The 19,412-nt window shown below is 63.4% G+C and carries 19 protein-coding genes; 14 read left to right on the top strand and 5 right to left on the bottom strand.

Annotation, left to right across the window (positions count from 1 at the left end):
• Nucleotides 1–4 precede the first annotated feature (4 nt).
• The 10 genes from Q8L25_RS28645 (at nt 5) to Q8L25_RS28600 (ending at nt 9,236) form a co-directional block, all read left to right on the top strand.
• Nucleotides 5–340, top strand: a complete 336-nt coding sequence (locus tag Q8L25_RS28645; protein WP_308922613.1) for a UxaA family hydrolase — start codon at nt 5–7, stop codon at nt 338–340.
• The gene (locus Q8L25_RS28640; protein WP_308922612.1) at nt 337–1,560 is read left to right on the top strand and encodes a UxaA family hydrolase; all 1,224 of its coding nucleotides are present in this window, start codon (nt 337–339) and stop codon (nt 1,558–1,560) included. The genes Q8L25_RS28645 and Q8L25_RS28640 overlap by 4 nt, the downstream gene beginning before the upstream one ends.
• A gap of 11 nt (nt 1,561–1,571) precedes the next feature.
• Entirely contained in the window at nt 1,572–2,588 is a 1,017-nt protein-coding gene (locus Q8L25_RS28635) for an aldo/keto reductase (RefSeq protein ID WP_308922611.1), read from the top strand.
• Complete coding sequence (locus Q8L25_RS28630) at nt 2,585–3,415, top strand: amidohydrolase family protein (protein WP_308922610.1); 831 nt, start codon at nt 2,585–2,587, stop codon at nt 3,413–3,415. The genes Q8L25_RS28635 and Q8L25_RS28630 overlap by 4 nt, the downstream gene beginning before the upstream one ends.
• 8 nt (nt 3,416–3,423) lie before the next feature.
• Nucleotides 3,424–3,753, top strand: a complete 330-nt coding sequence (locus Q8L25_RS28625) for an L-rhamnose mutarotase (RefSeq protein WP_308922609.1) — start codon at nt 3,424–3,426, stop codon at nt 3,751–3,753.
• A 25-nt stretch (nt 3,754–3,778) separates the two neighbouring features.
• Nucleotides 3,779–4,534: an SDR family oxidoreductase gene (locus Q8L25_RS28620; protein ID WP_308922608.1), complete on the top strand. Its 756-nt coding sequence runs from the start codon at nt 3,779–3,781 to the stop codon at nt 4,532–4,534.
• A 189-nt stretch (nt 4,535–4,723) separates the two neighbouring features.
• Nucleotides 4,724–5,590: a fumarylacetoacetate hydrolase family protein gene (locus Q8L25_RS28615; RefSeq protein WP_308922607.1), complete on the top strand. Its 867-nt coding sequence runs from the start codon at nt 4,724–4,726 to the stop codon at nt 5,588–5,590.
• Between the two features lie 85 nt (nt 5,591–5,675).
• Nucleotides 5,676–7,208: an ATP-binding cassette domain-containing protein gene (locus Q8L25_RS28610; protein WP_308922606.1), complete on the top strand. Its 1,533-nt coding sequence runs from the start codon at nt 5,676–5,678 to the stop codon at nt 7,206–7,208.
• A 20-nt stretch (nt 7,209–7,228) separates the two neighbouring features.
• Entirely contained in the window at nt 7,229–8,203 is a 975-nt protein-coding gene (locus Q8L25_RS28605; RefSeq protein WP_308922605.1) for an ABC transporter permease, read from the top strand.
• Nucleotides 8,204–8,300: 97 nt separating this feature from the next.
• A complete protein-coding gene (locus tag Q8L25_RS28600) occupies nt 8,301–9,236 on the top strand; it encodes an ABC transporter substrate-binding protein (protein ID WP_374694330.1) in 936 nt (311 codons plus the stop codon).
• 3 nt (nt 9,237–9,239) lie between these two features.
• Here the strand turns inward: Q8L25_RS28600 and Q8L25_RS28595 are convergent, their stop codons facing one another.
• Entirely contained in the window at nt 9,240–10,139 is a 900-nt protein-coding gene (locus Q8L25_RS28595) for a LysR family transcriptional regulator (protein WP_308922603.1), read from the bottom strand.
• 93 nt (nt 10,140–10,232) lie between these two features.
• Here Q8L25_RS28595 and Q8L25_RS28590 point away from each other — a divergent pair, with 93 nt between their 5' ends.
• Nucleotides 10,233–11,300 carry an SDR family oxidoreductase gene (locus tag Q8L25_RS28590; protein WP_308922602.1) on the top strand — a complete coding sequence of 356 codons (1,068 nt, stop codon included), beginning with the start codon at nt 10,233–10,235 and terminating at the stop codon, nt 11,298–11,300.
• 290 nt (nt 11,301–11,590) lie between these two features.
• Nucleotides 11,591–12,550, top strand: coding sequence for an IS110 family transposase (locus Q8L25_RS28585; protein WP_308922601.1), 960 nt, complete (start codon nt 11,591–11,593; stop codon nt 12,548–12,550).
• Nucleotides 12,551–12,585: 35 nt separating this feature from the next.
• On the opposite strand, the gene Q8L25_RS28580 is transcribed toward Q8L25_RS28585, so the two are convergent.
• Complete coding sequence (locus Q8L25_RS28580) at nt 12,586–13,551, bottom strand: SMP-30/gluconolactonase/LRE family protein (RefSeq protein ID WP_308922600.1); 966 nt, start codon at nt 13,549–13,551, stop codon at nt 12,586–12,588.
• A 129-nt stretch (nt 13,552–13,680) separates the two neighbouring features.
• On the opposite strand from Q8L25_RS28580, the gene Q8L25_RS28575 reads away from it, so the two are divergent.
• The gene (locus Q8L25_RS28575) at nt 13,681–13,935 is read left to right on the top strand and encodes a hypothetical protein (protein ID WP_308922599.1); all 255 of its coding nucleotides are present in this window, start codon (nt 13,681–13,683) and stop codon (nt 13,933–13,935) included.
• Between the two features lie 4 nt (nt 13,936–13,939).
• On the opposite strand, the gene Q8L25_RS28570 is transcribed toward Q8L25_RS28575, so the two are convergent.
• Both Q8L25_RS28570 and Q8L25_RS28565 read right to left on the bottom strand, forming a co-directional pair.
• Nucleotides 13,940–15,301 carry an ATP-binding protein gene (locus tag Q8L25_RS28570; RefSeq protein WP_308922598.1) on the bottom strand — a complete coding sequence of 454 codons (1,362 nt, stop codon included), beginning with the start codon at nt 15,299–15,301 and terminating at the stop codon, nt 13,940–13,942.
• A complete protein-coding gene (locus Q8L25_RS28565) occupies nt 15,298–15,975 on the bottom strand; it encodes a response regulator (protein ID WP_308922597.1) in 678 nt (225 codons plus the stop codon). The genes Q8L25_RS28570 and Q8L25_RS28565 overlap by 4 nt, the downstream gene beginning before the upstream one ends.
• A 106-nt stretch (nt 15,976–16,081) precedes the next feature.
• Between Q8L25_RS28565 and Q8L25_RS28560 the strand changes: the two genes are divergently transcribed.
• On the top strand, nt 16,082–18,226 hold the full coding sequence (locus Q8L25_RS28560; RefSeq protein ID WP_308922596.1) for a TonB-dependent receptor domain-containing protein: 2,145 nt from the start codon (nt 16,082–16,084) through the stop codon (nt 18,224–18,226).
• 42 nt (nt 18,227–18,268) lie between these two features.
• Here the strand turns inward: Q8L25_RS28560 and Q8L25_RS28555 are convergent, their stop codons facing one another.
• Complete coding sequence (locus Q8L25_RS28555) at nt 18,269–19,294, bottom strand: chemotaxis protein CheB (protein ID WP_308922595.1); 1,026 nt, start codon at nt 19,292–19,294, stop codon at nt 18,269–18,271.
• Nucleotides 19,295–19,412: the final 118 nt, after the last annotated feature.

Raw genomic sequence — 19,412 nt, 5'->3', positions numbered from 1 at the left:
CGCAATGAGCCACGCTACTCCAGTCTCCAGCCTGCTGCTGATGTCGCCCGAGGACAACTGCATGATCGCGCGCACCGCGCTGGCCCAGGGCGATATCGTCACCATCGACGGCGTGCCGGTCACCTTGACGCAAGCCATCCTGATCGGCCACAAGGTGGCGCGCCGCGCGCTGGCCGTCGGCGACAAGGTGCTGCGCTATGGCGCGCTGATCGGCAGCATCACGGCCCCCGTCGCCATCGGTGAGCATATCCATACTCACAACCTGGAAAGCGACTACATCCCCACGTTTACCCTGGGCCAGGACGGCCACCATTTCCTGGACAAGGACGCCAAACAATGAACGCTCCAACGACAATTCCCGCCTTGTCAGGCTACCTGCGCGCCGACGGCCGCAAGGGCATCCGCAATATCGTGGTGGTGGCTTATATGGTCGAATGCGCCCACCATGTGGCGCGCCTGATGGTCAACGCCTTTCCCGGCCAGCCGGTGCACCTGATCGGCTTTACGGGCTGCTTCCCGAACGAATACGCGGACCAGGTGATGCGCCGCCTGCTGACGCACCCGAACGTGGGCGCCGTGCTGCTGGTGTCGCTCGGCTGCGAAGGCTTCAACAAATATGGGCTGTCGAGCGCGGTGGCCGACAGCGACCGTCCCGTGCACACGATTACCATCCAGGAAAACAGCGGCACCCGCCCCAGCGTCGCCAGCGGCGTCGAGTGGATCGGCTGGGCGCTGGAACATCTGGCGCAGCAGGTGCGCGTGCCGATGGGCATCGATGAACTGGTGGTGGCCACCATCTGCGGCGGCTCCGACAGCACCAGCGGCATCAGCGCCAACCCGGCCGTCGGCGTGGCGTTCGATACACTGATCGCGGCCGGCAGCCCCTGCATCTTTGAGGAGACGGGCGAACTGGTGGGCTGCGAATACCATATGCAGCGGCGCGCCGTCAGCCCGGCCCTGGGCAACGCCATCGTCGAAACCGTGGCCAAGGCCGCGCGCTACTACACCATCATGGGCCACGGCAGCTTCTCGCCCGGGAACGCCGATGGCGGCCTGACCACGCAAGAGGAAAAGTCGCTGGGCGCCTACGCCAAGAGCGGGTCCTCGCCCATCGTCGGCATATTGAAACCGGGCGACCAGCCGGCCGGCGGCGGCCTGTACCTGCTCGACGTGGTGCCGGACGGCGAGCCGCGCTTCGGCTTTCCGAACGTGTCCGACAACGCGGAGATCGTCGAACTGATTTCCTGCGGCGCCCATATCACCTTGTTTACTACCGGCCGCGGTTCGGTGGTCGGCTCGGCGATTTCGCCGGTGATCAAGGTGTGCGCCAATCCGCAAACCTTCGAACGCCTGTCCGACGACATGGATGTCAATGCGGGCAAGATACTGACGGGCGAAGCGAGCCTGGAAGAAGTGGGCGCCGAAATCGTCGCCGCCGTGCTGGACGTGGCCAACGGCGCACCGAGCCGCTCGGAAGACCTGGGCCACCAGGAATTCGTGCTGACCTATAAACAATTCGACGCGGTGGGGCCAGGCTGTTTCCCATTGCGCGCTGCCTGAGGGCTGAGTTCATGGATGTCACTCAACACCGTATGCTGCCGCGCGGCGGGCTTTCGCTACCCTGCATCGGCATGGGCTGCGCACCGCTCGGTGGCCTGTACCAGCCGGTCAGCGACGCGCAGGCGCGCAGTACCCTCGATGGCGCCTGGGATGCCGGCGTGCGCTTTTTCGACACGGCGCCCTACTATGGCTATACCCAGTCCGAACACCGCCTCGGTGCGGCGCTGCGCGAGCGTCCCCGCGATGATTTCGTGGTCAGCACCAAGGTGGGCCGGCTGCTGCGTCCCGACGCCACCGTGCGCCCTGGCGACGACGGCTTTTGTTCACCGCTGCCGTTTCGCCCGCAGTACGACTACACCTATGACGGCGTGCTGCGCTCGCACGACGACAGCCTGCAGCGCCTCGGGCTGGCACGCATCGATATCCTGTTCGTGCACGATATCGGCAGTGTGACGCATGGCGAACGCGATGATCATTACTGGCGCCAGCTGACCAGCGGCGGCGGCTTTCGCGCGCTGGACCAGTTGCGCAGCAGCGGCCAGGTCAAAGCCGTGGGCCTCGGCGTCAACGAATGCGAGATCGTGCTGCGCGCGATGGGTGAATTCGACCTCGACTGCACCCTGCTGGCCGGCCGCTATACCTTATTGGAGCAGGCCTCGCTGTCGCCGCTGCTGGACCTGTGCGTGGAACGCGGCAACGCCATCGTGATAGGCGGCCCGTTCAATTCGGGCGTCCTGGCAGGCAATGGCAAGTTCAATTACGCCGATGCGCCGTCCGAGATCCTGCAGCGCGTGGCGCAGCTGGACGCCATCTGCCGCGAATTCAAGGTGCCTTTGCCGGCGGCCGCACTGCAGTTCCCGCTGGCCCATCCGGCCGTGGCGTCCTGCATACCCGGCGGCCAGGACCTGGCGCAGCTGCGGCAGAACCTGGACTGGTTCGCCACGCCTCTGCCCGCCGCCCTGTGGACGGCATTGCAGGGCGCGGGCCTGATCGATGCGCGCGCACCGGTGCCAAAGGGAGCCGCATGATGCGCATCGACGCCCATCAGCATTTCTGGCAGCTGGCCGCGCGCGCCGGTGGCTGGCCGCCCCCATCGCTGGCAGCGATTTATCGCGATTTTGCGCCCGCCGACCTGGCACCGCTGCTGGCCGAACATGGCGTGCAGGGCACGGTGCTGGTGCAGTCCCTGCCATCGGAAGACGATACGCAGTGGCTGCTGGCGTTGGCCGACCGCGCCGATTTTATCCGTGCCGTGGTGGGCTGGACCGATCTGCTGGCGCTTGATGCGCCGGTGGCGATTGCCCGCCTGGCGTTGCACAAGAAGCTGAAAGGCCTGCGGCCGATGCTGCAGGATCTGGACGACGACCGGTGGATCACCAACCCCGCGCTGGCGCCGGCCTTATCGGCCATGGTCGAACACGGCTTGCGTCTTGACGCGCTGGTGCTGCCGCCCCATCTGCCCGCGCTGCTGCAATGCGCGCGTGCTTGGCCGGGGCTGGCCATCGTGATCGACCATGCGGCCAAGCCGCCGATAGCCGACGCCGCCTTTGGCCAATGGCGCGAACATATGGCGCAGCTGGCCGCGCTGCCGAACGTGCATTGCAAGCTGTCGGGACTGGTGACGGAAGCCAAAGCCGATTGGACGGTCGAGGACCTGCGTCCGTATGTCGATCATGTGCTGAATGTCTTTGGCGCCCAGCGCGTGATCTGGGGCAGCGACTGGCCCGTGGTGGACCTGTCCGGCGGCTATGGCGCCTGGCTGGCCGCCAGCGTAACCTTGCTGGCGCACCTGGGGCAGCAGGACCGCAACGATATTTTCGGTCTCAATGCACGCCGCTTTTACAGTCTCGCTTAGGAACCGTCATGCAAAGAATGGGCATGGTCATCGGCATCGCGCCGGACCGCATCGCTGAGTACAAGACCTTGCACGCAGCCGTCTGGCCACAGGTACTGGAAAGGCTGGCGCACGCACACATCAAGAATTATTCGATTTTCCTGCGCGAGCCGGAAAACCTGTTGTTCGGTTACTGGGAATACCACGGCAGCGATTTCGCTGGCGACATGGCCGCGATTGCCGAGGACCCCGAGACGCAGCGCTGGTGGACCTTTTGCGCCCCGTGCCAGCTGCCGCTGGCCTCGCGCGCCGAGGGGGAACACTGGGCGATGATGGAACACGTATTTCATATGGCATAAGCCCCAAAAAAAATAGGAGACAGAAATGACCGACAGACTACAAGGCAAAACCGCACTGCTCACCGCCGCCGGCCAGGGCATCGGCCGCGCCACCGCCGAAGCCTTCGTGCGCGAAGGCGCGACCGTGATCGCCACCGATATCAACCAGGCCCAGCTCGATGCGCTGAAGGAATCCACCGGCTGCACCGTGCGCCTGCTGGACGTCACTGACGGCGCCGCCATCACCGCGCTGGTGAACGAGATCGGCCCCGTCGATATCCTGTTCAACTGCGCCGGCTTCGTCGACGGCGGCACCATTCTCGAGTGCGACGACGCAGCCTGGGACCGCTCCTTCGAGATCAACGCGCGCTCCATGTACCGCTTGATGCGCGCCGTGCTGCCCGGCATGCTGGAAAAAGGCGCCGGCTCCATCGTCAATATGTCGTCGGTGGCGTCCAGCGTCAAAGGCGCACCGAACCGTTTTATCTACGGCACCTCGAAGGCAGCCGTGGTGGGCATGACCAAATCGGTGGCGGCCGACTTTGTCACGCGCGGCATCCGCTGCAACGCCATCTGCCCCGGCACCATCGAGTCGCCATCGCTGAAGGACCGCATTGCCGCGCAGGCCGCAGCGACGGGCGTGAGCATCGATGAAGTGCAGGCCGCCTTTGTCGCGCGCCAGCCGATGGGCAGGGTCGGCAAGGCCGATGAAATCGCCGCGCTGGCCGTCTACCTGGCCTCCGACGAATCGGCTTTCACCACCGGCATGACGCACGTCATCGACGGCGGTTGGTCTAACTAAGGACACCCGACCAAACCTACTGCGCGTCGCGATATGCGGCTTGCGATGCTCACTGTACATTCGTACAGCTGCGCTTCTCGGCCACATCTCCCTTCCGCTCGCTACGGTTTTGTCGGGTGTCGTGAAGGCGCGGGCCTGATTGCCCCCGAACTTGTTTATGTTGTTTGATATTTACTTGAAAGCTTAATCATGAAACTGATGCGTTATGGCGCCAAGGGCGCTGAAAAACCGGCACTGATCGATGCGAATGGCGCCGTGCGCGACCTGTCCGGCGTGCTGCCCGATATTACCGGCGCCACACTGAGCAAAGACAATCTCGCCACGCTGGCTGCCGTGGATATCGCCAGCCTGCCGGTGGTTGAAAATCCGGGCCGTATCGCGCCGCCATGGCAGGGCGTGGGCAAGTTCCTGTGCGTGGGCCTGAACTACGCCGACCATGCGGCCGAATCGGGCATGGCCGTGCCAGCCGAACCGGTGCTGTTCATGAAGGCCACCAGCGCCGTGATCGGCGCCAACGACGCGGTGGTGATGCCGCAGGACTCGAAGAAGAGCGACTGGGAAGTGGAACTGGGCGTGGTGATCGGCACCACCGCGCGCTATGTGTCGGAAGCGGACGCGCTGTCGCACGTGGCCGGCTATTGCGTGGTGAACGATCTGTCCGAACGCGAATACCAGCTGGAGCGCGGCGGCCAGTGGGACAAGGGCAAGGGCTGCGATACCTTCGGCCCGATCGGCCCGTGGCTGGTGACCGCCGACGAAGTGGCGGACCCGCAGAACCTGGGCCTGTGGCTGGAAGTGAACGGCAAGCGCGTCCAGGACGGCAATACCAGAACCATGGTGTTCGGCGTGGCCAACCTGGTCAGCTATATCAGCCGCTTCATGACCCTGTACCCGGGCGACATCATCAGCACCGGCACGCCGCCGGGCGTGGGCATGGGCCAGAAACCGTCGGCCGTGTATCTGAAGCCGGGCGACACCATGCGCCTGGGGATTACCGGCCTCGGTGAACAGCAGCAGACCGTACATGCGTGGAATCCGGAACTGATCGACGGCTGATACCGCAGTACCTGACTGGCGCGCCACCAAGAATGCCTAGACATCGGCGCGCCGGCTTATAGCAGTGGAGTGGAGGAGACACACCATGAATCAATCCGAAGAGATATTGGCGCTCAATAGCGTCAGCAAACGCTTTCCCGGCGTGCTGGCGCTCGATAACGTCAGCTTCAGTTTGCGCAAGGGCGAAGCGCATGCGCTGTGCGGCGAAAACGGCGCCGGCAAGTCCACCCTCATGAAAGTGATGAGCGGCGTGTACCAGGCCGACGAGGGAGAACTGGTCTACAAGGGCAAGGTGTGCAGCTTTGGCAGCAGCGTCGACGCGGAAGCGGCCGGCATCGCCATCATCCACCAGGAACTCAATTTGATCCCGCACCTGAGCGTGGCCGAGAATATTTTCCTGGCGCGTGAACCGGTGCGCGGCTTTTTCATCGACCGCAAGAAGATGCGCCTTGATGCGCAGGCCCTGCTGGACCGCCTGAAGCTGCGCATCGATCCGCGCCAGCTGGTGAAAAACCTGTCGTGTGCGCAGCAGCAGATGGTGGAAATCGCCAAGGCCCTGTCGCTGAACACGGAAGTGCTGATCATGGACGAGCCCACGTCCTCGCTGACGGAAAGCGAAACGGGCCAGCTGTTCGAGATCATCAATGAACTGAAACGCAATGGCGTGAGCGTGGTGTATATCTCGCACCGGCTGGAAGAAATGCAGCACATTATCGACCGCGTGACGGTGCTGCGCGACGGTAAATTCGTCAGCACCGACGACTTTCATGCGATCTCGCTCGACGCCATCGTGGCAAAAATGGTCGGCCGCACCCTCGATGAAAAATTTCCCGAGCGCGTGTCGACACCGACCGATGACGTGCTGCTGCGCGTGACGGATTTGCACCGCAAGGATGTATTCGGCCCGCTCAGCTTTGACTTGCGGCGCGGCGAGATCCTCGGTTTTTCGGGGCTGATGGGAGCGGGGCGCACGGAAGTGGCGCGCGCCATCTTCGGTGCCGATCCGCTCACCAGCGGCGCGATCCACCTGGGCGACACGGAAGTCGTGATCGACTCGCCGATCGACGCCATCGACCACGGCATCGCCTACCTGTCCGAAGACCGCAAGAGCCATGGCCTGGCGATCCGCATGTCGGTGGCGGCCAACCTGACCTTGACCAATGTGTCGGCATTGTCCAACCGCTTCGGTTTTATCGACTTTGCCAAGGAAGAAGCGGTCGCCAAAAAGTATATCGCGGCGCTGGGCATCAAGACGCCGACCTCGAAGCAGATCGCGCGCAATCTGTCGGGCGGCAACCAGCAGAAGATCGTCATCAGCAAGTGGCTGTACCGCGAATCGAAAATCATCTTCTTCGACGAACCGACGCGCGGCATCGACGTGGGCGCCAAGTTCGCCATCTACCAGCTGCTCGACAAGCTGGCCTCGGAGGGCATCGGCGTGGTCCTGATCACCTCCGAGCTGCCCGAGATCATGGGCATGACGGACAGGGTCGCCGTGTTCCATGAAGGGCGCATCAGCGGCATCGTCAACACGCGCGAGTCGTCGCAGGAAGAGATCATGCATCTCGCATCGGGCCGCGTGGCAAGCCCCACTGCGGGACAGGCAGCACTCCATTAATCAGAAAGCTGGACAAAAAAATGAACAAAGAACTGATCCAAAAATTTGCCGCGCTGGGCAGCCTGTCCTTGCTGCTGCTGGTGTTTTCGCTGACCAGCGATGCCTTTTTCTCGGTCAGCAATGGCATGAGCGTGGCGCTGCAGGTGACCTCGATTGCGTATCTCGGTATCGCCGCCACCTGCGTCATCATCACCGGCGGCATCGACCTCAGTTCCGGCTCTGTGCTGGCGCTGGCCGGCGTGGCCGCCGCCATGCTGGTCAAGAGCGGCATCCCGGTGCCGGTCGCCATGTTGGGCGGCATCGTGGTGGGCGCCATGTGCGGCGCCGTCAACGGTTTCTGCATCACGCAACTCAAACTGCCGCCGTTTATCGCCACCCTGGGCATGATGCTGATCGCCCGTGGCCTGGCCTTGCAGGTGACCGGTGCGCGCGCCATTTCGGGCCTGGGCGAATCGTTCGGCGAACTCGGTAACGGCGTGTTGTGGCGCATCGAGCGCGATACGGGCGGCACCTTTCCCGAAGTCGTCTTCCCCGGTATTCCGTATCCGGTGGTGCTGATGGTGGTGATCGCCGTCGCCGTCTCCATCATGCTCAGCCGCACCACCTTTGGCCGCCATATCTACGCCGTCGGTTCCAACGCCGAAGCGGCGCGCCTGTCGGGCGTGAAAGTAGGCCGCGTGACCCTGCTGGTGTACACCCTGTCCGGCGCCTTGTCGGGCCTGACCGGCTGCGTGCTGATGTCGCGCCTGGTGACGGCGCAGCCGAACGAAGGCGTGATGTATGAACTCGATGCGATCGCCAGCGCGGTGATCGGCGGCGCTTCGCTGATCGGCGGCATCGGCACCATTTCCGGCACCGTCATCGGCTCCTTCGTGATCGGCATTTTGCGCAATGGCCTGAACATGAATGGCGTATCGAGTTTTATCCAGCAAATCATTATCGGACTGGTCATTCTGCTGACCGTCTGGATCGATCAGAAGCGCAACCGCGCCTGAAGCAGCACTGTTAGTGAGTTAGTGAGTTAGTGAGACCTGAAGTCATATCCATTAAATCTATAATTAAACGAGGACGACAATGAAAACCATCAAAGCCATGTCGCTCGGTCTGGTGACCGCAGCATTTGCCCTGAGCACCAGCGCCGCATTGGCCGCGCCGAAAGAGATCGCCGTGATCGTCAAGACGACGAACTCGAACTACTGGCAGAACGTCAAAAAGGGCGCAACCGCCAGCGCGGCCGACGCCAAGGGCTACAGCCTGACCTTCCAGGGTCCGGCCTCGGAGTCCGCCATTGCCGACCAGGTCAGCATGGTGGAAAACGCCGTCACCCGCAAAGTGGCCGGCATCGTGCTGGCCGCATCGGACCCGGACGCGCTGGTGCCGGCCCTGAAAAAAGCGTGGGAAGCGAAGATTCCCGTGGTGCTGATCGATTCCCTGGTGGCCGACAGCGGCAAGCGTTACTACCAATCGTTCCTGTCGACCGACAATGAAGCGGCCGGCGAGGCCAGCGCCAAGGCGCTGATTTCGCAAGTGGGCAAGACCGGCAAGATCGCCGTGATGTCGTATGTGGCCGGCGCCGGTTCCGAGACGGGCCGCGTGGGCGGCTTCAAGCGCTATATCGAAAAGAACTCGCAGCTGCAGATCGTCGGCACCTATTATTCGCAATCGCAGATGGCCACCGCGCTGAACCAGACCACCGACGTGCTGGCCTCGAATCCTGACCTGAAAGGCATCTTCGGCGCCAACGAACCGACGGCCGTCGGCATGGGCCGCGCGCTTGCGCAGGCGGGCAAGGCCGGCAAGGTGATCGGCGTGGGCTTTGACGGCAATGAAGACCTGAAAAACTTCGTCAAGGACGGCACCCTGTATGCGACCGCCGTGCAGGGCTCCTACTCGATGGGCGCGCTGGGCGTGAAAACCATCGTCAGCCTGATCGAAGGCAAGAAGGTCGACCCGTTCGTCAACACCGGCGTGGTGATCGTCACCAAGGCCAATGTCGACCTGCCGGAAGCGAAGAACGTGCTGTATTGATCTTCAGCTGATGTGCAAACGCTGCTTCAGTTCCTGCAGCAGCGTGCCGGTCTTGATGGTCAGCTGGCGCGCCAGCGGCCACGCCAGGTAGAGCGGCAAGCCTGGCGTGGCGTAATCAGGCAGTACTTCGACGATGGCGCCGCTGGCCAAATGCTCCTGCACCAGCCACGTCGCCTGCTGCGCGATGCCCAGGCCTGCCAGTACGGCGGCCGTCTGCGCTTCGGCGTCGCCCACGATCAAACGCGGCGTTACCACGCGCCGCTCCACGCCAGTTTCTTCCACAAACAGCCACGGCGCCGCCGTGCCGTCACCACGGCCGTAGGCGATGCAGTCATGCTGTTCCAGTTCCTGTATATCTTTCGGCGTGCCACGCCGCGCCAGGTAGGCGGGCGCCGCGCAAAAGATCAGCCGTTCCTCGCCCAGCTGCATCTGGCCCAGCGCGGCCGGCCACTGGCCTGGTGCGCCGATGCGCACGGCGATATCGATGCGCTCTTCGAACAGGTCGACAAAGCGGTCGCTGAAGGCGATCGACGGCTGCAGCCGCGGATATTTTTCGCACAGGTCGATCAGCGCCGGCATCACGCGCATGCGCCCGTAGGACGCCGGCACGCCGATGCGCACCGTGCCCGCCAGTTCGCCTTCCTGCTCGGCCAGCACGTTTTCCGCGTCGGCCAGTTCCTGCAGCACGCGCTTGCAGGTGGCGTAATAGGCGTGGCCCGCGCTGCTCAGCTTCAAACGCCGCGTGCTGCGCTCGAACAGGATCACGCCCAGCCGTTCCTCCAGCCGCGCCACACTCTTGCTGACGGCCGAGCTGGTCAGGTGCAGCCGCTCGGCGGCTTTGGTAAAACTGCCGGCGTCGGCGGTGGCAAGAAAAGGAGCGATGCCTTTCAGATGGTCGGACATGATTGCAGAATATTTTTCATGAATAAGCTGAAATACTATCGCGGATAAGAAATTCTGTCCGATATATGATGGATTTTTATTCTGGAGAGCGTTATGAACAAGCATGCATTGATTATCGGCGCCAGCGGCGTTATCGGCAGCAACCTGGCGACACACCTGCTGGCGCAAGGCTGGAAAGTGACCGGCGTCTCGCGCGGCCGCACACCCGTACCAAGCGGTTGCGTTTCCCTGCAGCTGGACGCCACCGATGCGGCGGCCGTGGCAAGTGGCCTGGCCGGTATCGACGCCAGTCATGTGTTCTTCACGGCCTGGGCGCGCCAGGAAAATGAAAAGGAAAATATCCGCGTCAACGGCGCCATGGTCGCCAATGTACTGGCCGCCTTGGGGCCGCATGGGCACCTGCGTCACGCCGCGCTGGTGACGGGCCTGAAGCACTACCTGGGACCGTTCGACGCGTATGGCAAAGGCAGTGTGCCCGTCACGCCGTTCCGCGAAGAGCAGGGCCGCCAGGATGTCGAGAATTTCTACTACGAGCAGGAAGACCGCCTGTTCGAGGCGGCCGAAAAATATGGTTTTAACTGGAGCGTGCATCGCCCGCACACCATTATCGGCTACGCGCTGGGCAACGCCATGAACATGGGGTTGACGCTGGCCGTGTATGCGACTCTGTGCAAGGCCAGCGGCCAGCCGTTCGTGTTTCCGGGTTCGTCGGCGCAGTGGAACGGCCTGTCCGACATGACCGACGCGGGCCAGATCGCGCGCCAGCTGGCGTGGGCGGCGCAGAGTCCGGCGGCAGCCAACCAGGACTTCAATATCGTCAATGGCGACGTGTTCCGCTGGAAGTGGCTGTGGCCGCGCCTGGCGGCGTACTTTGGCGTGGAAGCGGCCGAGCTGCCCGATACCATCTCGCCACTGGCCGGCCGCATGGACGGCGCAGCCGAACAATGGCGCGCCATCGCGCAGCAGCATGGCCTGGTGGAGGCGGATGTGGGGCGCCTGGCTTCATGGTGGCATACCGACGCCGACCTGGGCCGGCCGATGGAAGTGATGACCGACATGAGCAAGAGCCGCAAGGCGGGTTTCCTCGATTACCAGGATACGCCGGAGGCGTTTTTCACGTTGTTTGACCGCTTGAAGGCGGAGCGGGTGATACCGTCTTAAAAGGGCGCAGACAGGTCGCGTAGGTCGGATTAGCGCGTAGCGCGTAATCCGACCTTGTATTATTCCTCTCATGCGGTTGGTGGTGTTGCGAACAACATCGACCGCTGTCAAAATTCTTGGTAGGCATATCAAGACCGGGTAACTGGATGCCGTATCCGCCCTTAGGCTCAAAGCCAGCGATGTAGATCTCGCACCAGTTACCCACCCTCCATGTCAAGATCGGACAGTATCTTTGGCACCGGCACGCCGGTAGCCCGCATTCACAAGGTAGATCGCAAGAGGACCACAGCATGTTTAATTTAGGAATCGACGTTGCCAAGGCCAAGCTGGACTGCGCACTGCGCCTGCCCAATGGCAAGCACCGTAACAAGGTAGTAGAGAACAATCACAAAGGATTTGCTGCACTGAGCGAATGGCTGCTCAAGCATGATGCCGGCAACCCGAGAGTATGTATGGAAGCGACTGGCACTTACTGGGAAGGGGTTGCCGAATATCTGGCCGGACTTGGCATGGTGGTCAGTGTCATCAATCCGGCACAGATGAAGGCCTTTGGCGCCTCGCGCATGGTACGCACCAAGACCGACAAGGTCGACGCGCAGTTGATTGCCGACTTTGCCCATGAGCGCCAACCGCAGCCGTGGACAGCGCCATCGCCCGCTGCACAAGCACTGCGCGCCATGGTGCTGCGCCTGGAGGCGCTGCAAGCGATGCGACTGCAGGAGACGAACCGTCTCGATGTCGCGCGTGAAGCGGTACGCCAAGGTATCGAAGACCACATTGCGTGGCTCGATAGGCAAATCAAGGAACTCATTCGCGCCATCAAGCGCCATATCGACGATGATCCGGATTTACGCGACAAGCGCGAGCTGCTTGACAGCATTCCTGGCCTGGGAGAGCGTACGATTCCCGTCCTGCTGTCGTACTACGCCGACACGGAACGCTTCGATAACGCCAAGCAAGCCGTGGCGTTTGCCGGCCTCGATCCACGCCAGCACGAGTCAGGATCGAGCGTTCGTGGTAAGCCGCGCATGTCGAAGATCGGCCATAGCTTCCTGCGCAAAGCCCTGTATATGCCGGCTATGGTGGCCGTACACAGAACCGCGTGGGGTAAGCGTTTCGGTCAACGGCTTAACGCAGCTGGGAAGGCGCCGAAGCTGATCATCGGCGCCATGATGCGCAAGCTGGTGCATGTGGCATTCGGTGTGCTCAGGTCTGGAAAAATATTTGATCCGACCTTGCACAACGCTTGACGGGGATAACAGTATCTACGTCCACCCGGCCGGCGTTACTTTATCGGCGGCACCGCCAACGGATGCGCCTTGCTCTCCTGCCCCCGCTGCCACTCCAGCCCCGGCCGGTCGACGCGGAACTGCAGCAGCCGCCCTTGCACCACTTCCGTCACATACGCGGTGCGGCCGTCCGGGCCGCCGAAGCTGATATTGCTGGGTTTCGCGCCCGGCACGCTGATCTCGCGCAGCAACTTGCCCTGCGGTGACAGCTTGACCACCGTGCCCTTGCTGTAGCGCGTGACATACAGGTTGCCGTCGACGTCGACGCGCATGCCGTCCATGCCGAAGTCGTCGAAGCGCTGGAACAGGCGCTTGCCGCTCAAGCTGCCATCGGCGCCGATATCGTAGGCCCAGATATTGCGCTGCACGCTTTCATTCACGTACAGAATCTTGCCATCGGGGCTGACCTCGATGCCATTGGCCGTACCCATGATGTCGAGCGCCAGGGTGACGGTGCCGTCGCGCGCGATGCGCCACACGCGGCCCGTGTTTTCCTTCCAGTTCGGATCGCTCGCATACAGCACGTCGTCCTGCGTGATGGCGATATCGTTGGGCTGCGTCATGCGGGCGTCGCGCGCGTGGATGGCGACGGTGCGCGTGCCTGGCTCCACCACGTAGATCGTATGCTCGATATAGTCGGCCAAATACATCTGGCCACGGCTGCCGAAGCGGATGCCGTTGGCGATGCTGGCGCCGGGCAGCGTAAGGAACACTTCGCCCTGGCCGCCGGGCGTGACCTTGCCGATGGTCTGCTGGCGCGCGTAGTTGACGGCGTAGATATTGCCATCCGCATCGACGGCCGGGCCTTCGATGCCCTTGGTGAACGAGTGCGGCGCCGTCAGCGCGCTGGCGACGAACAGGGTTTCGGGGGCGGGCGGGCTGGCGCAGGCGGACAGTGAGGCGAGCGGCAGGGCCAGCGCAAGCACGCGCAGCCAGGGCAGGGCGGTAAATAAATGGGGCATAAGCAGTCCTGTGGGGCGAAGCTGGCATGTTACCTGAGCGTGCACCGCAAGCGACGCATTCAAGCGTATGATGACATCGGCAGTGACAGCTTTTTTGCGGTTTTTTTCCACTCACCACGAGGAGACATCATGGACAAACCCGAATTCATCCTGGCCGCCAAGGCCATGGAAACGCTGGAAATGTACCAGACCTTTTACGGCCATTCGCAGGAGTACCAGACGCACCAGCAGGAGGTATTGAAACTGCTGCGCCACAAGGGAGCCTCGCTGCTGGTATCGGAACACGGCCCGGCCAAGTTCCTGCTGGCGTTTGCCGACGCGCTGGAAACGGCCGGCCTGCCTGGCGAATATGTGCCGCTGGCGCGGCGGCAGAATATCTCCTGACCCCTCAGGCTGGCGGAAATGACACCGTCACCGCCAGCCCCTTTTCGTCCAGCCCCGCATCGAGCGTGATCTGCGCCTGGTGGCTGTCGGCGATGCGCCGCACGATCGACAGTCCCAGTCCGCTGCCCGGCAGGTGCGCGCCGGCCAGGCGAAAGAAGCGCTCGAACACGCGCTCGCGCATGGCTTCGGGAATGCCGGGGCCGGTGTCCCGCACGCGCAGGAACGTCAAGCCATCCTGCTGGCCGCAACTGACGTCGATCCGCCCTGGCGCCGGCGTATAGCGCATGGCGTTGTCGAGCAGGTTGCGCAGCAGCATGCGCATGCTGTCTGGTTCCAGCAGGCACGGCGCCGCCCGCAGGTCCACGGTCAAGGCCAGTCCCCGCTGCGCACATTGCTCCTGCCATGGCGCGACCTGTTCCGCCAGCAGGCCGGCAAGGTCCATTTTTTGCGGTGCTGCGCTGGCGCCCGCTTGCGGATCGAGCCGCGCCAGGGTCAACAACTGATCGACCAGCCGGCTGGCGCGCTCGACGCTGAGCCCCAGCCCGGCGATAAATTCATCGCGTTCAAGCGGGCTGCGGGCGCGCTGCAGCACTTGCAGATTGGTCTTGATGGCGGCCAGCGGCGTGCGCAACTCGTGCGCCGCATCGGCAGTAAAACGCTGCTCGTATTCCATGGTGTGGCGCACCCGGCCGAACAAGCGGTTGATCGCCAGCAGCAGCGGGTGCACTTCGCTGGGCACGCCGTGCAGGCTGACATCGCCCAGGTCGTTCGGCGTGCGCGCCGCCACTTCACTGGCCGAATGGCGCAGCACGCGAAACACGCGGTTGATGCTCCACCAGATAACGATAGTCGCCAGCGCCACCAGCAGCGCGCCGAGCACGGCGATCTTGTAGAAAAAGCGGCTGCTGATATCATCGCGGTGGCTGGTGGGTTCGGCCACCAGCAGTTGCAGCTGGCGCGGCGCATCCCACAGCACGAACAGCCGCCATTGCTGGCCGTCGATGGTGGTCCACGACAGGCCGTCCGGCGCGCTGTGGGAGATCGAGGTGGTCAGGGCGCCATCATTGCGGTACAGCACGTTCTGCTGCGCGTCGCGCACCTTGAAGCGCAGGTAGTGATGCGGGTTCGGATAGCCGCGCAGCGGCAGGTCGATGGTGGCCTGCCTGCTCCGGCTGCGCAAATCATTCTCCACCAGGGAGAGCAGCAGATGCCCGGTTTCCACCAGCGACTGGTCGAACAGTTCGGCGCTTTCCTGCTGCGCTTCCACATACACGATGGCCGCGCTGCTGCCCCACAGCAGCACCGTCAGCCCCAGCAGCACCGCCAGCAGGGTGCGCCGCAGCGACCAGCTGTTGACGTGGTTCACGCGGCGGCGGCCGACAACGGTTTGTCGCAGCAATAGCCTATCGCATGCACGGTGCGGATCAGGCCGCGCCCCAGCTTCTTGCGCAAGTGGTGGATATGCACCTGGATGGCATTGCTTTCCACTTCCTCGCCCCAGCTATATAAATTCTTTTCCAGCTGTTCGCGGCTCAGGATGCGCCCGCTCTGCTCGACCAGCATCTGCAGAATACGGAATTCCTTGACCGTCAGCGCCACGGCGCGCCCGGCCTGCGTGACTTGCCGCTCGGCGATATCGAGCAGCAGCTCGCCATGCACGAGCTGTTCGCGCACCCTGCCGGCTGCGCGCCGGCTGCTGCTGCGGATGCGTGCCGCCAGCTCGTCGAGGTCGAAGGGCTTGGCGATAAAGTCGTCGGCGCCGCCATCGAGCCCGGCGATGCGCCCGGCCACATGGTCGCGCGCCGTGACGATCAAAATGGCGCCCTGGTAGCCGCGCGTGCGCAACACCTCGAGCGCCGCCATGCCGTCCTGTCCCGGCAAGCCCAGGTCGAGCAGGATGCAGCCGTAGTCGTGCAGGCGCACCGCCGTGTGGGCCTGCTCGGCCGAGGTCACCCAGTCGACCGCATAGCCGTTCTGTTCCAGGCCGATCTGGGTGGCGCGGCCCAGTTGCGGGTCGTCTTCTGTCAGCAATATGCGCATGTGTCTTCAATACAACTTGTTAAGAACCTCTTAAGAACTTCTTTGCACCATCAATTGTAAATGATTCCTATTCTTAAACTGTATAAACATCACCCCCGGAGATTGAATGTTTCATCGCACCCGCACCATGCCGCGTCTGACCACGCTCGCGCTGAGCCTGGCAGCCCTGTCCAGCACCCCCGCCTTTGCCCAGGAGACGTCCGCCGACACCATGCCCGAAGTGGTGGTCTCGGCCGCCGGTTTCGAGCAGGACATCAAGCAGGCGCCCGCCTCGATCACCGTGCTGACGCGCGATGAACTGTCGCGCGAGCGCTTCGGCAACCTGACACAGGCGCTGGAGAGCGTGGAAGGCATCGACGTCGGCGCGGCCGGCGACAAGACGGGTGGCATGAACATTAGCATCCGTGGCATGCCCAGCGACTACACGCTGGTATTGATCGATGGCCGCCGCCAGAACGCTGCCGGCAATGTCACGCCGAACGGCTTCGGCGGCACGCAGACCAGCTTTATGCCGCCCCTTGCCGCCATCGAGCGCATCGAGATCATCCGTGGCCCGATGTCGACCCTGTACGGTTCCGACGCGATGGGCGGCGTGATCAATATCATCACGCGCAAGGTGGGCAAGAAGTGGATAGGCTCGGTCGGCGCCGACTACACCTTGCAGGAAGAATCGTCGTTCGGCGACGTCAAGGCCGGCAAGTTTTACCTGAGCGGCCCGATCGTCGCCGATACGCTGAGCCTGTCGCTGCGCGGCAGCAAGCAGCGCCGCGATGCGGCCGACATCAGCTATGAAACGCTGCCCGGCGTGGACGAGCCCGCAAGAATGGGCGCCAACCCCGTGCGCTCGGACGTGGAAAACTTCGGCGGCCGCTTGGCATTCACGCCGAACCGTTTCCATACCATCACCCTGGACGCCGAAGCGGGCCGCCAGACCTATGACAACTCGCGCGGCCAGCTCGGCACCCTGGGCACGGGTGGCTATGCCACCAAGCAGAAATACAACCGCGACCAGTGGACCCTGTCGCACACGGGCCGCCTGGGCTTCGGCACGCTCGACAGCAGCTATATGGTGAACAAGACGGAAACCCTGGGCCGCACCATACCGCCGGGTACGCCAGGCGCCGTGGCCGGCAGCGCGCGCACGCTGGAAGTGGAAAGCAAGGTCTTCGACACCAAATTGGTGCTGCCTTGGGGCAATCACATGTCGACCATCGGCGCGCAGTGGTGGAAGGCCGAGATGACCGACGGCGTGGCGCCGACAGTATTCGAGTTCACGCAAAAAGCCCTGTTCGCGGAAGACGAATGGCGCTTGCTGGAAAGTTTCGCGCTGACCCTGGGCGCCCGCTATGACGATCACAGCATCTTCGGCGGCCAGACCAGCCCGCGCGGCTATGCGGTGTGGAACGCGACGCCGAACTGGACCGTCAAAGGCGGCCTCAGCAAGGGTTACAAGACGCCGCGCGTCGAGCAACTGTCGCCCGGCATCAACGGCTTCGGCGGCCAGGGCACGATCCCGCTGGTCGGCAGCCCCGGCCTGAAACCGGAAACCAGCACCACCACCGAGCTGGGCGCCTACTTCGACAACCTGGCCGGCTGGACCGCCAGCTTTGCCGTGTTCAACAATGAATTCAAGGACAAGATCACCACCGGCACCGGCCTGATCAATTGCACCTACAGCCTGTCGCCGAATCGCCCGGGATGCGTGAGCTTCGGCAACTGGCCCAGGGTCGATGCGTTTGGCCAGTCGATCAACGTCGACGAAGCCGTCACGCGCGGCGTGGAAATGAACACCCGCTTCCAGCTGAGCAAGACGATTGCCGCCAGCGCCAACTACACCTATACGGAAAGCGAACAGAAGAGCGGCAGCAACGCCGGCCAGCCGCTGGGCGACACGCCGAAACACGCCGTCAACGCGCGCCTGACGTGGGATATCACGCGTGAATGGAAGAGCTGGCTGCGCGCCGAATACCGTAGCGACCGCTTCCGCGACCCCGGCACCTCGGCCTCCACCCGCGCCGCCAAGGCCGCACTGGGCGACTACAAGGGTTACACCATGCTGCACCTGGGCGCCAGCTATCAGGTCACGCCAAAGATCACCCTGAACGCGGCCGTGTACAACCTGCTCAACAAGGACTTTATCGACTACCAGCCATACCGCGCCACGTCCGGCCCGGCGCTGACCTACAGCAGCCGCTATGTGAACAATATGGATGGCCGCAGATTGTGGTTGTCGGCGAACGTGGATTTTTGACGTTCGATGGACCCTCTCCCTGAGCATGGGGAGGGTAGCAGATCAGGCCGTGGCCGTCTCCGACTTCAACATGGCGCGGATGCGGTCGATATGCACCTGGGCTTGTCCGATGCGCTCGGCGTGGGAGGGGCCGGCCTCGCCCTGCGCCCCCATGCGTATCAGCAGGTTGCGGTTCTCCTCGAACATGCGCAGCGCGATCCACAGGGTTTCTTCCATCTTCGCCTTCTGTTCCGCCATCAGCGTCGCGGCCGTATAGGAGTGCCCCGTATGGCAGCGGTAGCGCAACAGTTTTCCCTTCTTCATCTGCCACAGCACGCCGCCGCAGCCCGGGCAATTGAACGGCACCTGCTCGCCCAGTTCCTCCACCGATTCCAGGTCACTCAGCACGCGGTGTGCGATGGTGGCCTCGACCGCGATATCGTCGGGAATCGCGGCCTGCTTGCGTTTGCGCCGCTTGACCAGGCTCGCCAGCAGCACGCCCATCTGCGCAATCGGCAGGCAATGGTCGACCTTGGCCAGCCGCAGCGCATTTTGCGGCATGTCCGGATAGGCGCAATCGTCGGGATCCTGCACCACGCAGGTGCCGCCGCAGCGCTTGACGGCCACCAGTCCTTCGCTGCCGTCGTCCAGGTAGCCGGTCAGCACCACGGCCACCACGCGGTTGCCGAACGCCACGGCGGCCGAACGGAACAGCGAATCGATGGCTGGCCGCGCCCTGTTCTCGCGTGCGCCCTTGGTGATGGCGATGCGCTCGCCCGAGATCATCAGATGGTGATCGGGCTGGGCCAGGTAGACATGGCCGGCCAGGATTTTTTCGCCATCGGTGGCGATCTTGCAGGGCAGTGTCCCCGTTCTTTGCAACAGATGCAGCAGCGGCTCGGACGAGGCCGTGGCCGCCATATGCTGGACGATCAGCATGGCGGCGGGAAAGTCCGTGTCGAACTGCCCGACCAGCCGGGCCAGCGCCTGCAAGCCGCCGGCCGATGCACCGACCACCACCACGTCCTTGGCCAGCGGCTTGCGCGGCGGGGCTTGCCGGATCTGCTTTACTGCACTGTCATTTTTCATCGTATCCTCCACCAGGGGGGCGTGATCAGAGGAAGGCTTGCCGGCCGTTTCTGCTGCCAGGCAATGAAATCATAGCGCTTTTTTCAACTTGTACGGCACACGCCACCAGCCGTGCGCG

Origin of the sequence: Janthinobacterium sp. J1-1, assembly GCF_030944405.1 — a bacterium.
Classification (GTDB): domain Bacteria; phylum Pseudomonadota; class Gammaproteobacteria; order Burkholderiales; family Burkholderiaceae_D; genus Janthinobacterium.
Note: the sequence above shows the minus strand (reverse complement) of the source record. Positions and strands in the feature narration are given on the sequence as shown.